Here is a 12,544-nt window from a genome sequence, read left to right as displayed (position 1 = left end):
CGAAGACTTTGCTCGTCCGCTGCATTGGGATTGTTAGACCGCTTCACCACGGGAGATACTGAACTTGCCCTTCCAACTCTCCCTCCTGACTGCACGCTATCAATACAAGAACATCCTCAATAACCCGACCGATGGGAGCATCTGTGCTAATTTCGATAACTCCTGGCATGGGTTGCCCTTCCCTAACTCGATCGTAGGCATAGCGAGTAATCGTAGCGACATCGTGAGTAAGTAGAACTCGCCCTTCTTGTGCAGCCCACTCCAAAATTGCTGGATCATCTTTGCCTGACAGTCCAACATCTTGGACACGAATGATATCAAGTGTTGGATTACGCCGAAATAATCCTCGAACGATCATATTATCGAAGTTTTCATCAGCCAGAAATTTCAACATGCTTCCTGCTCAGTTCTGCGGGCAAGAAGACGATTACGCAAGCCTTGCGAGTCAAACCTGGCTTGATTCATTTCCCGAATTTCTTGCGATTTCTGCTGTCGTTGTTGTAAGTAGGATTCTACTTCCGATTGATGCTTCAGATAGAAGGCGATCGTAGCGTAGACATCAGCTAGATTCAGAGAGGGATAACGGTAAGTAATCTCTTCTGCTGTTGCACCTTGATTAAAGACAGCAGCCACAGTATCTAGGGTTACACGAGTTCCTCCAATAAGAATTACACCATCTTCATTCGCTTGTAGAGGAGCAGATTCAGCCACTATTGTCAATGTCATAAGCATAATTGAGTTCAATACTTCGATAGTAACAAACCCTCGTCTACTTCAAAGCATATCGATCAACCCTATCCACGCTACTTCCAGAATTCAGGATAAAAGACCGTAATAGGATTCCCGCGATGCTCAGGATCTTCAAGAGCTTTCCGAGCCTGAGTCGCAATTTCTGCTTGATAAGTCTGGATTTTTGGAACGAAGGAATATATGTCAGTATTGTCAATTATGATGCAGCGGCTTTGACTCACATCAAAAGGTACTTGATCAGCTTTTCTAATAATGTGAACAACTGGCAGCTTACATGCATGACGAAGAGCCATTTCGTAGAACACATTCGGATTCAAAAAAGATAAGTCAATTATTACGAGACGAGATCTTCTTACGTGTTCTATAATTTGCGTTGTAATTAGCCCTTGCTGACCAATTTTATCAGCACGAATGACTCGCAAGTTAAGTTCAGAAACCGCTGGTTCTACTAGCGAACTAAGAAATAGATCAGAGTGCCTTCTTTGTTCGCTGTCTTCATCTCCAATCGGAGTAATGTAGAAGCAAATGCTATCCCAAACAGAAGAATGAGGCATTTCTGCATTTTCTGATTCAGAAGCCGAATCCATTTTCTGAGTTATGACAGGCTGAGAATTACGCTCAATATATTGACCTGGAAGCTCTTCAAGTGCCTGTTCTATTGGAATCAGTGTTTCTGCTCCTCCTATAGTTCGGAGAAGACCTAAATCCTTAACGTTAACAATAAAGAAATCAATGCATTCCTTGAAATCATCAATTTGCTCTCCAGATTCTTTAAGGAAGTCTCGCATTACCTCCTGTGCTGGCAAGCGCTTTCCAACATATTCACCATATAGCTTCTTTAAGGGAGGAATCTGATCAATTGCGAGAGTAAATTTCGCCTGAAGAACATTTCGAGGAGACTTGGAATTATCAAAGATTATCTGACCCTCTGAAGACAATTCTAAGTATTCGGCGTTATACGATCCTTTAGTGATCCCATACTTACCCGAAGTTGTGATCATTTGCCGAGTAGTACCACTTGTCGGAGAACGTCCGATCTTCTCAAGCAATGTTAAACGGCGGACTCTATTTCCAGCATGTTCGTAGATTGCTGCGCCAAGCTCCAGTGAATCAGCGAACGATCCAGCAGGGTAAGTTCTTGAGGTTCGAGAACGTTTCCTTTCCTTAGAGGCTCCTTCCAATAAATCTTCATCCTCTAATGGCTCTTCGTCTTCTAGCAGTTCTTCTTCAACTATTTCTTCATCATCAGCATTTGTGGAGCCATTTTCAGCGTTGTCCGCGAACATATTTGCCTGAAAGCTATTTTCTTCCCAAGGATCTTCGGTTGGCATCATGATACTTTTGACACAGTTTCTAGATTGATGATGAGCAGTTTTTAGAAAAGCGAATCAGTATAATATGTTTCACTTCCATAAATCTTGAAAATCGTTTAAGTCAATAATTTCCATATATTTAGAATGAAGAACTATTCTGATTTCTTCAGTAGTTATCTTGCCTCCTTCTTCAATAGCATTTGCGATCGATAGTAGATTTAGCTCAAGAATTTGATTTTGGTTTAATCTAATACCAGTTACTCCACTGCCTATCAACGGTATATTCAAAGAGCTACCACGCGAATGAATTCTTGCATTCTGCCAAAAGATCTCTAGAGCGACCCACATTTTAGAAACACTACAATTGTCATGAGGAATATAACCTTTCAATTCGGTGTCAGTGAGAGCAAATAGTAGATAGTCATCTCCATTAAGCCCAAGAGGTATTGTTGTACCGAGTGGATAGTACTTTTCTTCTCTATTTGTAGCAGGTCTATATATTTCTTCATATTTAGTACTTTGGAGAGCAGAAGACAAGCTTTTTTCATAAGCCTCAGAGCCTTTTGAGCCTTCCGCAGACTGTACAAACATTTGGATAATCTTGTTCTGTAAACTTGTAGGTATCACCTCTATTTCATGAAAGTATCTGCTGACGGGAACTACCTTGAACCCATCAGATGCAAATAAGTCATCAAAAACTACTTTTATTGTTGAGTTAGCATATTGGAGCGTTATTTCTCCTGGCAATGCGGTTTTACCTAGCCCAATTAAACTGCTGACAAGTACTAGAATAAAAAACTTCAGTTCTCCTGAAAAATATTTTTGTGCTGATGACACCATACTGAGAAGGGGATCTAGAAGAGTCCAGATAGCGGCATAAGCAATGAATGTACTAACGAAAACTTTAAATGGCTTTTTCTTGCATCCTAAAATAACTCTATGAAAAAGACCGCGCTTCACCATTGCAACTGCGTGGGTTTTGAGAATTTGTTCTAAATTATACACACTGCTTAAAGTGCTGCTCGACTAAATAATAAACTAATCTCATTTTTACTACCAGAAGATGACTGTAAAAAATGTTTCAAAGGATTACGGGCGGTCTAACTCTTATTACACGGAAACTTTCTACATATCGTTCCAAATCGGCATAATACACAGAATATTTTCGGCATATTACACGATTTTGGAATGATATGTGGAAATCTTTCCGTATAGTACGCTCAGGTGGATGAATATACGGAAAACTTCAGCCTATTTTCTACCGCTCCCTTGGAACTGTTACCTACGCTTCAATAACGACCCGCAGATTTCCCCGTTTTTTCGAGACGCGGCAGGAGGTTGAAGACCCCGATCGCTCAAATTCAAGATCCAACAATGTCGGACCGACTCGCAGATTTTTCAACGCAAGATAGTTGATCGATTCCGGCAAAGCTGGATCAATCACCCGTAGATAGTTCCCCGGTGCATCGGGCACCAAATTCACAATCATGTGAACCAGTTGGAAAACGCTGCCCGTTGCCCAAGCTTGCGGAGTACAAGCAACTGGGTACTGGACAGGTTCATTGTCATCGGTGCGATCGTATCCGCAGAACAATTCGGGCGGGCGCTGATACGGTTGGAGTCGCGTCATATCAATCAAGCCTTTACACAGTTCCAAGGCTTGATCGATTAGACCGAGAGAACGAAGCCCGATCGCGATTAACGTATTGTCATGAGGCCACACTGATCCAACGTGATAGCCCATCGGATTGTATGCAGGCGATAAGCTACTCAATGTCCGGATGCCCCAACCGTTGAACATATCTGGAGCACGTAACCGTTCCGCCACACTGTAAGCTTTCTCTGGCGTAAAAATTCCGAGCTGTAAACAATGTCCCGGATTCGAGGTAATACTATCGACCGGATTTCCATCACCATCGAGCGCCAAAGCGCAGAAATCCTGATCTTCCATCCAGAAATCGCGATTGAATCGAACTTTGAGATCGCGAGCTTCTTCATCCCAGCGATCGGCAAGATCAATCCGCTTTTTCATTCGAGCAATTTGGCTCAATCGAACTTTTGCTGAATAGACATAGCCTTGAACTTCGCAAAGTGTAATTGCACCTTGAGCAAGTTTGCCTTTGCGATCGACAATACAGTTCCCAGAATCTTTCCAGCCCTGGTTATCTAATCCGCGCTTCGACTTACGCTGATAGCTCAGGTATCCGGTTTCTTTCAGATTGCGATCGATCCAATCCATTGCAGCGAGGGCATTACCCCACAATCGATCGAGCGTTTCATAGTCCGCTGTCCAAGAGAAATATTCCGCATACAGCATCAACCAAAGTGGCGTTGCATCGACGGTTCCGTAATACGGCGTATGTGGAATTTCCTGACAACGCGCCATTTCTCCGAATCGAATTTCGTGCAGAATCTTGCCGGGTTGCTCCTCACGCCATTCGTCGTCAATCTTGCCTTGATAATGTGCCAAAATTGTCAGCGTTTCTCGTGCAATCTGCGGATCAAGTAACAAAGTTTGCGAGGCAGCAATGATCGAATCTCGCCCGAATAAAGTTGAGAACCAAGGAACTCCCGCAGACAAGGCTTTATTTTTTCCGAAAGTTTGCCGCAGCAGGTAAACGTCTTGTTCTGCACGTTCGATCACTCGGTTGAACGTTGTTTTATCTGATCGAATCTGCGTCACTTGTTGCCGCCAATGTTGCTCTTCTGCAAATTCTGCTGCTTTCGCTTGAGATAACGTAATCGGCGCACTCACTTTAGAAACTGGGCGACCATTGCTTAAAGGCTGCAATCGATAGCCAAAGGTCTGTTTTTCGTGCGGTTGAAACTTGAGCCGCCAAACAGCGGTGTAACCTTTTAGCGTGTCCGGCTGATAGTGAACAAAATCGATACGAGCTTCCAGAATCGAACCATCTAACCCTTGATAAGCCAATGTTAATTCCATTGGCGATTGTCCTAATTCATCAACCGCCACAAACGAATCGACATCATCAACATCATTTGGCTCTGAGGGCAATCGTCTCAGAATCGTGCCTCGTTGACTTCGCCCAAATCCACGCACTTCAAATAGGTCAATGAAATCGGCTCCAAAGCTCAGACTGAGTTCAAATTCGACAGGCTCAGTGCTATAGTTCGCGATTTCGATCTCTTCAAACAATCCGCCATTTAGAACTAACTCGCGTTTGATCCCGATCGTTTCTGCGGGAATGCGATCGTCAAGTCTCGGATTGGTACACAGCACCGACAGCACAAACCCTTTCTCCGCCGTACTACTGAGCAAAATTGGCGATCGTCCATCAAGCTGCAATTCCAAGCGATTGAGGAATCTGGTATCGTTGCAAAACAGTCCTAAACCGCTGCTGCGTCCTTCATCTGACGAGCCACCGATATTGCCAAACGTATCGGTTAGCAAAAACATATCATCATCTTTGAGCGTCAAAATCGGCTGAGGGCGCTCATTCAAAACCGAAGCCCAATCGGGAATGGGCATCTGGTCGGCTGGGACAAACTTTCTTCCGTCGAGTTCAAGCAGATCTGAAGTCATTGGTCAAATGGGGACTAGAGGAGCGGGGTTGAGAAGTTTAAACAATTCAAACGAAATATAAATCGTAACTATTTTAACGATGATGCGCTCAGTATTTTGGAGGTTCCAAACGATTCTGATTGATTTTCTTTTATTACGATCGATCTCTTTTTAAGTCGAATCCATAAGTCAAAGTTCTCTTACATTCACCCCTCGATCTTCGAGTGCCAATTCGCGTAACATTTTGCTTACAAAGCTGCGATAATCTCTATCCAAAAACGATTCTGCCCTGTGCCCAAACGTGGTAGTATCCCAAATGCCCGCGATCAGCAGTCGGCTGGTCGTCGCTTTGCTGCTTTGAATGCAGGTTCGATCACTATTTGACTCTAGGTTGTTCACAGTAATGCCACTGCCATCTTCTCACCGTCGCACGAAAATTGTTGCCACGATCGGACCTGCTACGAGCAGCCCGGATGTCTTGCGCGATCTCATCGAAGCAGGGGCAACCACGCTACGCCTGAATTTCTCTCACGGCACCCACGATGATCATCTCCGCAGCATTCGTCTGATTCGCCAAGTCTCGTTTGAACTCAATCAACCCGTCGCAATTTTGCAGGATTTACAAGGTCCAAAAATTCGTTTGGGACGCTTCGAGAACGGCTCGATTATTTTAAATAAAGGCGATCGCTTTACGCTCACAAGCCGCCCTGTTCCCGGAAATCAAGAGATGAGTTCGGTCACTTATGATCTGCTTTCCGAAGAAGTGCCCGAAGGTGCGACGATTCTGCTCGATGATGGCAGAGTAGAAATGAAGGTCGAAGAAATCGATCGGGCGACGAAATCGCTCCATTGCCGGGTCGTCGTTGGAGGTCCGCTCTCGAACAATAAAGGGGTAAACTTCCCCGGTGTTTATCTATCGATCAAAGCTCTCACCGACAAAGACCGTAAAGATTTGGTCTTCGGACTCGATCAAGGTGTCGATTGGGTTGCTCTCAGCTTTGTCCGCAATCCTCAAGACGTTTTAGAGATTAAAGAACTGATTTCGAGTGCTGGAAAGTCGGTTCCGGTGATCGTCAAAATCGAGAAGCACGAAGCGATCGAACAAATGGAAGCGATTCTATCGATTTCCGATGGCGCGATGGTGGCGCGTGGCGATCTCGGTGTGGAACTGCCTGCCGAAGATGTGCCAATTCTGCAAAAACGACTAATCAAAACCGCGAATCGTCTTGGAATTCCGGTCATTACCGCAACTCAGATGCTCGATAGTATGGTGCACAGTCCGCGCCCCACTCGTGCAGAAATTTCCGATGTGGCAAACGCGATTTTAGATGGCACCGATGCGGTGATGCTGTCGAATGAAACAGCAGTCGGGAAATATCCGATCGAAGCCGTTTCGCAAATGGCATCGATCGCGGTTCGGATCGAGCAGGAACATTCCAAGCAACTGCTGGAAAATAATGGTCGATCGATTCCAAATGCGATCAGTCAAGCGGTCGGAAACATTGCCGTTCAACTTGATGCTTCTGCAATTATGTCGCTGACGAAAACCGGAGCGACTGCCCGTAACGTGTCGAAATTCCGTCCAAGAACTCCGATTCTGGCAATTACGCCGCACGTCGATGTTGCCCGCCAGCTTCAACTCGTATGGGGTGTGAAACCGCTCTTAGTTTTGGATCTGCCATCTACAGGTCAGACCTTCCAAGCCGCGCTGAATGTTGCACAAGAAAAAGGCTTAGTTTCTGAAGGCGATCTTGTGGTCTTAACGGCTGGAACACTTCAAGGGGTTGCAGGTTCAACAGACTTGATCAAAGTAGAAGTAGTGACTGCGGTTCGTGGAAAGGGTGTGGGGATCGGTCAAGGGTCAGTGAGCGGTCGGGCAAGACTCGCTTCGACATTGAAAGAAATTCGTCAATTCCATTCGGGCGAAATCCTCGTTGCGCCGAGTACGAATGCAGAACATATTGACGCGATTCGCAAGGCAGCGGGGATCGTGACTGAAGATAGCAGTCTAACGAGTCATGCGGCAGTGATTGGTCTTCGGTTAGGAATTCCCGTGCTGGTTGGTGTGAAAAATGCCACGGGTGTGATTCGCGATGGTGAGATTGTGACACTCGATATGCAGCGAGGATTGGTTTACTCTGGCAGCAGCGGAGCCAATCAAACCGATGCGGCATTGTCTGTGTAAAAAATGTAGGTTGCTGAAATAGTTGAATCATTGTGGGGTGGGCATCCTGCCCGCCGCCAAAAGCAGGCGAGATGCCTGCCCCACAGTTTATTCCCTGTTTTTATTTGGCAACTTCCATAATTGCTCTACATCATCGGGTCAACACAAAATTGCAAGCTTCGCTGCACTCTCGGTGTTCGCATTCATACCGCCTTACAAATCCGCCCGAATCGTAAAGGAATAATCTCCACCCGGTTCAAGCTGATAGTCCTTCGCCTCAAGAAATCGTCCCAGCGGTTCCTTGATCAACGCCCGCCCCAAAGACGGCTGAATGCTTAATAATCCGCGTCGAAAATGCCAGTGAAACTGCCACTCATACTCATTCGCCCGCACTTCTCCTTCGATGCTGCCCTGCTGCCAGGACTGACGGAGAATGCGGACATGGGCAGTAGTTTCTGGTAAACGTTTGCTCACGATTCAGACTTCGGCTCTACGTTTCGATTGTTATAAAGACTCATCGCTTTTTCAACCCCCTGCTTCAGACTGAGTTCGATCGCGCTTACGGTCAAGTCGAGCACTTCATCAATCACAGGCTTTTCCTGCGGCGCAAACGTGCCTAATACATGAGATACCGCATCTTTCTCGCTGGCTTTGGCGCTTCCGATCCCGATTCGCAATCGGGGAAAATTCTGTGTTCCGAGATGTGCGATCGCGGATTTCATGCCATTCTGCCCACCGGCTGAGCCAGATAATCGAATTCGCAAACGTCCGACGGGCAAATCCATATCGTCATAAATCACCATCACCGATTCGGGCGGAATCTTGTACCAATCGATCACAGCCCGAATCGATTGCCCAGACAAATTCATATAAGTTGTCGGTTTGAGCAAGCGAATCTTACCCGCCGGACTCATGCCTTCTCCGAAAATTCCCTGAAACTTCTTGGCTTCAGAAAGGTTAATTTGCCAAAGTTTTGACAAGCGATCGACTGCGAGAAATCCGATGTTATGACGAGTATTTTCGTATTTGCTGCCGGGATTTCCCAAACCGACAATCAACTGAGGAATAACGGGTGCTTCGGGCATAGAAATCTATTCTTTCTCGATCGTCGTTGCGGTGATCGGTTCTTCGGTGTCTTGATCCTGTTCCGCGGGTGCTAATGTCGGTTTTTCTTCTAACGTCGCTTCCATCGGCTGCGGTGTTGTCTCCGTCAATTTATCCGCTTCGCGTTTGAATTCGTTCTCAAACTCTTTAGAAGCATCTTGGAAACTACGAATTGCTTTACCCATGCTGCGCCCGATTTCAGGAAGTTTCTTCGGACCAAACACCAGCAGCGCAACCACCAGAATCAAGACCATTTCGGGTAAACCAATTCCGAAAAAGTTCATAGCAATCTCCGTAAGGGCTAAGTCTCATTGTAAAGGGTGGGTCTACGATCGTTTCTGACTCCACTCAAAAAAAATCCCGGACGCATCCGGGAAAGTCTGCTAACAAAATTTCGAGTATTAGCCGCCCCAATCGACATCGAAGCCGTTGAGAATTAGCTCTTGGTTGTAGATTTGCAGAATGATCAGCAAGAACACCAAAAACAATGCCATAAAAATGCCCATCAAAGGCGTGGTTCCCCATCCGGGAACGACTTTACCGTATTCTGAATTTAAAGGTTTGAGAATGTCTCCCAATCGAGTCCGCTGTGCCATGGCTCACCTTGATAAGTTAGTCTCGACAAATATCTAAAATCACACTACCACGTTAATGTGTGCAATTAGATCTGATTATTCGTCGCCCTTCCAAGCTTCCATGACCTCATCCACAGTTTTACCTAAAATTCGTGCGATCGGAATGAGTTGATGACTCTCAACCTCTTCACCCCGATAAATATCGCGTAGTTCCGCCCGCGATAATCGATATGAATCACAGAATTTTGCATATTCCTCTTCGGTCAAATCGAGGTCAATTTGCCGCTCTCGTAGTAGAACTCCAATTAATGCACTTCCTTGTAATGGTCGTTCGACTTTTGCGCGATATCTCTGCACTAATTCAGTAACCGCATCCGGCGATCCTCCGGTTCGCGCAACTAAGTCATAGCAGGCTTGATACAAAGCTTTCTCAAGCAGTTCCTTGTCGTTGAGGGATTTCGCGATCGTATTCGCATACTCCGGAGCGCAAAATCCCACGATCGTGCCTTCATGCGTGAGCGGCACATAACTCGCTTTGGTCGAACATTCCCAGGGTAAAGTCGGTTTCACCTTTGGCATAGTAGCACCACGAAAATCTTTGTTTTAAGATTCCCGTCCGCCCAGAGCATCACTCAGGCACATCAAACAAAACGGTTGTAATATACCGTTCTGCCCAAGCTTCCCCGAATGCCTTTTCCAAAACTCGTCGAGTCTTGTCATTCTGCTGCTGTTGAGAGCAGTAGTATTGCTGTCCAGCAAGAATTTCAGCGGCACGTTCGGGAGTTGGATCAGTCGCGATCGCAATCTGACAATGAATTTCCAAATACGATCGCACTTGTTCTAAAAATGCCGCTTCTTCTTCTGGACTTCCCGGACGCACGAGCAAACAGAAGTCTGAGAAAATATCGCCCCATTCTGGAACGGCTCGACGCTGAACAAATTCGGTTTCGGGAACCGCTTTGAGCGCGGTTTGGTACTCTTCGGGCAGTTGGCGATCGCGGCTGGTTGGAGAAAGATCCGCGATCGCTAAACTAATTTGTCCCCCGCGCCCGCCAACTAAATCTGCTCCAAACATCGGAAGCGCATACTCTGGGTGAGGAAACATTACACAGTGCAAAATATCTAGCGCCGATCCGACTTTTGCCAGTTCCAAGTGTAATTTCCGAAATTGCGGCGATTGATAGCATTTGTTCTCAATCACCAGTTTTTCGCCTTCCATCCGTCCTTCTACGTACCCCAAATCTTCAGGCAAATGATAAGGCGACAGATCTAAATGCTGCTGCCACACCCGTTCGATCATGTTGGCTAAATTGCGAATTAAGGGATGTTGCTGTTGACGAATCGAGGTTGAAATTGAAGTCATGTTAAATCCGGGGTAAAGAACGAGGTAAGACAATGAACTTTTGCTGAAATTCCCCATGTTTCTAAGGATATCAGCTTGCGACTGGTGATTCATCAAAGCTATAACGGCTCTAGAATTGGTTAAAAATATGGCAGGGCAAATCCTGGGCGATCGCTATCAAGTCGAACGAGAATTAGGAAAACACGCAGGACGTTGGACGCTGTTGGCACACGATTTACACGCGAAAGAACGGGTTGTCGTGAAATTGCTCTGTTCGGATGAAGATCTTCGATCCGATGATTTGAAGCTGTTCGAGCGAGAAGTAGAAACACTGAAGTCCTTATCTCATCCGTGTATTCCAAAGTACTTGGGCTATTTTCAGCATCGCCTTCCAGGAGGTCGCGCCCTCGCATTAGTGCAAACTTACGTGGCAGGTCGATCGCTCAATGATTGTCTCAAACGCGGACGGACTTTTAATGAAGCCGAAGCAAGACAAATTGCTAAATCAGTGTTGTACATCTTAATTTATCTACAAGGGCGCAATCCCTCGATCGTGCACCGGGACATCAAGCCGAGTAACATTCTGCTCGGCGATCGTAAAGTTCATCTAGTGGATTTTGGCTCTGTGAAAACGACCCTAAATCGGCAAGATAGCACCTCTGCGTTCACGCTGGTCAACACTCACGATTTCACGCCACCAGAGCAGTACAGTGGGCGATCCGTGACCGCCTCTGATTTGTACAGCTTGGGAGTAACGATTATGACCAGTCTGACTGGCATTTCACCCTCTCAGCTTCCCCGTAAAGGCAGCCGATTTGATCTCGAACCGATCGTTGATTTGAGTCCTGCCTTTGTCGATTGGCTCCTTTGGATGACCGAGACAACGCTAGAACGGCGCTTACAATCCGCGATGATGGCACTTCAGGCGCTCGATGCCGGACAAGTGAGAAACGCGATCGCTTAAACAAACCGGGTGAGTTGCACTCGGTAGCGGTCTTTTTTTGTCACCATGACCTCGCCGACTTCAACCCGCCCTTTGCCGCGAATCGCAATCAAATCACCAGATTTCACCGAATAGCTGGCAGAACTCGTCTCTTTCCAATTCACCCGGACATCTCCAGCGGAAATCATTTCTGCCATTTTGCTCCGCGACATCCCAAAACCCGCAGATGCGATCGCATCTAACCGCATTGACGCTTCAACGGTGGTAATTTCCTTTTTCTTCGGTTCTCGAATCTTCAATTCCTCGAATGGAATCGGTTCGACTTTGACCGGAACCGATCGCACTTGTTTGAGCGAGGTTTGCAAGAAATCAACCAGTTCGGGAATGACGATCGCTTGTGCACCACGTTCTCCCAAGACAATGATGTCCCCGACTTTTTCCCGCACAATTCCAGTGCCGAGAATCGCTCCGAGGAAGTCTCGATGCGTTGCGGAATCAAACAAGAAATTTCCAGCAATGTCTAGGGCAGTGAGTTCAACTTGAGCCGCATCGAGCGGGATTTCTGATCGAGCGATCGCTAATCGTTGCCGTTCTGCCTGTGAATAGCCACCCCAAGCGATCAATTGAACTTCAGTCAGCCGGGAAAACGATCGCTCTGCTTCTGCTAACTCTGGAGGCGAAAGAAAATCGCTCGTCACCACTTCCCAGGTCTTAATCGCTTTCTCGGCTTGGTCGATTACTCGTGCGATCGTGTCTCGATTTTCTACACCTTTGAGGAGGTCTTCCCTTGGTAACATAACGATTAGAGATGAAAATTCTATCTTATCGAA

General features: G+C 46.3%; 14 protein-coding genes. 2 read left to right on the top strand and 12 right to left on the bottom strand.

The window, feature by feature from the left end; all coding sequences use genetic code 11:
* Positions 1-43: 43 nt before the first annotated feature.
* The 5 genes from NIES2104_RS23185 to NIES2104_RS23165 all read right to left on the bottom strand — a co-directional run bounded on the left by NIES2104_RS23185 (position 44) and on the right by NIES2104_RS23165 (position 5,607).
* Entirely contained in the window at positions 44-394 is a 351-nt protein-coding gene (locus tag NIES2104_RS23185) for a DUF5615 family PIN-like protein (protein WP_059000610.1), read from the bottom strand.
* Positions 388-726 carry a DUF433 domain-containing protein gene (locus NIES2104_RS23180; protein ID WP_059000609.1) on the bottom strand — a complete coding sequence of 113 codons (339 nt, stop codon included), beginning with the start codon at positions 724-726 and terminating at the stop codon, positions 388-390. Before NIES2104_RS23180 ends, NIES2104_RS23185 begins: the two co-directional genes overlap by 7 nt.
* A gap of 77 nt (positions 727-803) precedes the next feature.
* Positions 804-2,084, bottom strand: a complete 1,281-nt coding sequence (locus NIES2104_RS23175; protein WP_202815109.1) for a hypothetical protein — start codon at positions 2,082-2,084, stop codon at positions 804-806.
* A gap of 69 nt (positions 2,085-2,153) precedes the next feature.
* Entirely contained in the window at positions 2,154-3,068 is a 915-nt protein-coding gene (locus NIES2104_RS23170; protein ID WP_059000608.1) for a macro domain-containing protein, read from the bottom strand.
* 277 nt (positions 3,069-3,345) lie between these two features.
* Complete coding sequence (locus NIES2104_RS23165; protein ID WP_059000607.1) at positions 3,346-5,607, bottom strand: amylo-alpha-1,6-glucosidase; 2,262 nt, start codon at positions 5,605-5,607, stop codon at positions 3,346-3,348.
* 382 nt (positions 5,608-5,989) lie between these two features.
* Here NIES2104_RS23165 and pyk point away from each other — a divergent pair, with 382 nt between their 5' ends.
* Positions 5,990-7,771, top strand: coding sequence for a pyruvate kinase (pyk, locus tag NIES2104_RS23155; RefSeq protein WP_059000605.1), 1,782 nt, complete (start codon positions 5,990-5,992; stop codon positions 7,769-7,771).
* 192 nt (positions 7,772-7,963) lie between these two features.
* Here pyk and NIES2104_RS23150 read toward each other — a convergent pair whose 3' ends face one another.
* The 6 genes from NIES2104_RS23150 to NIES2104_RS23125 all read right to left on the bottom strand — a co-directional run bounded on the left by NIES2104_RS23150 (position 7,964) and on the right by NIES2104_RS23125 (position 10,792).
* A complete protein-coding gene (locus NIES2104_RS23150) occupies positions 7,964-8,227 on the bottom strand; it encodes a DUF3146 family protein (protein ID WP_059000604.1) in 264 nt (87 codons plus the stop codon).
* Positions 8,221-8,835, bottom strand: coding sequence for an aminoacyl-tRNA hydrolase (pth, locus tag NIES2104_RS23145; RefSeq protein ID WP_059000603.1), 615 nt, complete (start codon positions 8,833-8,835; stop codon positions 8,221-8,223). The genes NIES2104_RS23150 and pth overlap by 7 nt, the downstream gene beginning before the upstream one ends.
* A gap of 6 nt (positions 8,836-8,841) precedes the next feature.
* Positions 8,842-9,138 carry a TatA/E family twin arginine-targeting protein translocase gene (locus NIES2104_RS23140; protein WP_059000602.1) on the bottom strand — a complete coding sequence of 99 codons (297 nt, stop codon included), beginning with the start codon at positions 9,136-9,138 and terminating at the stop codon, positions 8,842-8,844.
* 117 nt (positions 9,139-9,255) lie between these two features.
* Positions 9,256-9,450 (bottom strand): photosystem II reaction center phosphoprotein PsbH, encoded by a 195-nt coding sequence (gene psbH / locus NIES2104_RS23135; RefSeq protein WP_059000601.1) that lies wholly within the window; start codon positions 9,448-9,450, stop codon positions 9,256-9,258.
* 75 nt (positions 9,451-9,525) lie between these two features.
* Entirely contained in the window at positions 9,526-10,008 is a 483-nt protein-coding gene (locus NIES2104_RS23130) for a hypothetical protein (RefSeq protein WP_059000600.1), read from the bottom strand.
* Positions 10,009-10,057: 49 nt separating this feature from the next.
* The gene (locus NIES2104_RS23125; protein WP_059000599.1) at positions 10,058-10,792 is read right to left on the bottom strand and encodes a phycocyanobilin:ferredoxin oxidoreductase; all 735 of its coding nucleotides are present in this window, start codon (positions 10,790-10,792) and stop codon (positions 10,058-10,060) included.
* A 127-nt stretch (positions 10,793-10,919) separates the two neighbouring features.
* Between NIES2104_RS23125 and NIES2104_RS23120 the strand changes: the two genes are divergently transcribed.
* The gene (locus NIES2104_RS23120) at positions 10,920-11,735 is read left to right on the top strand and encodes a serine/threonine-protein kinase (protein ID WP_059000598.1); all 816 of its coding nucleotides are present in this window, start codon (positions 10,920-10,922) and stop codon (positions 11,733-11,735) included.
* On the opposite strand, the gene NIES2104_RS23115 is transcribed toward NIES2104_RS23120, so the two are convergent.
* Positions 11,732-12,511 carry a photosystem II S4 domain protein gene (locus tag NIES2104_RS23115; protein WP_059000597.1) on the bottom strand — a complete coding sequence of 260 codons (780 nt, stop codon included), beginning with the start codon at positions 12,509-12,511 and terminating at the stop codon, positions 11,732-11,734. The genes NIES2104_RS23120 and NIES2104_RS23115 overlap by 4 nt on opposite strands.
* Positions 12,512-12,544: the final 33 nt, after the last annotated feature.

The sequence above is a fragment of the Leptolyngbya sp. NIES-2104 genome (assembly GCF_001485215.1).
In the GTDB taxonomy this organism is placed as follows: Bacteria; Cyanobacteriota; Cyanobacteriia; order Leptolyngbyales; family Leptolyngbyaceae; genus Leptolyngbya.
Note: the sequence above shows the minus strand (reverse complement) of the source record. Positions and strands in the feature narration are given on the sequence as shown.

What these genes read in the sequence shown, in the direction of transcription:
- psbH (WP_059000601.1), bottom strand. Translation starts at nt 9,450, where the DNA reads ATGGCACAGCGGACTCGATTGGGAGACATTCTCAAACCTTTAAATTCA.
- NIES2104_RS23180 (WP_059000609.1), bottom strand. Translation starts at nt 726, where the DNA reads ATGACATTGACAATAGTGGCTGAATCTGCTCCTCTACAAGCGAATGAA.
- NIES2104_RS23125 (WP_059000599.1), bottom strand. Translation starts at nt 10,792, where the DNA reads ATGACTTCAATTTCAACCTCGATTCGTCAACAGCAACATCCCTTAATT.
- NIES2104_RS23175 (WP_202815109.1), bottom strand. Translation starts at nt 2,084, where the DNA reads ATGATGCCAACCGAAGATCCTTGGGAAGAAAATAGCTTTCAGGCAAAT.
- NIES2104_RS23130 (WP_059000600.1), bottom strand. Translation starts at nt 10,008, where the DNA reads ATGCCAAAGGTGAAACCGACTTTACCCTGGGAATGTTCGACCAAAGCG.
- NIES2104_RS23140 (WP_059000602.1), bottom strand. Translation starts at nt 9,138, where the DNA reads ATGAACTTTTTCGGAATTGGTTTACCCGAAATGGTCTTGATTCTGGTG.
- pyk (WP_059000605.1), top strand. Translation starts at nt 5,990, where the DNA reads ATGCCACTGCCATCTTCTCACCGTCGCACGAAAATTGTTGCCACGATC.
- pth (WP_059000603.1), bottom strand. Translation starts at nt 8,835, where the DNA reads ATGCCCGAAGCACCCGTTATTCCTCAGTTGATTGTCGGTTTGGGAAAT.
- NIES2104_RS23185 (WP_059000610.1), bottom strand. Translation starts at nt 394, where the DNA reads ATGTTGAAATTTCTGGCTGATGAAAACTTCGATAATATGATCGTTCGA.
- NIES2104_RS23165 (WP_059000607.1), bottom strand. Translation starts at nt 5,607, where the DNA reads ATGACTTCAGATCTGCTTGAACTCGACGGAAGAAAGTTTGTCCCAGCC.
- NIES2104_RS23120 (WP_059000598.1), top strand. Translation starts at nt 10,920, where the DNA reads ATGGCAGGGCAAATCCTGGGCGATCGCTATCAAGTCGAACGAGAATTA.
- NIES2104_RS23115 (WP_059000597.1), bottom strand. Translation starts at nt 12,511, where the DNA reads ATGTTACCAAGGGAAGACCTCCTCAAAGGTGTAGAAAATCGAGACACG.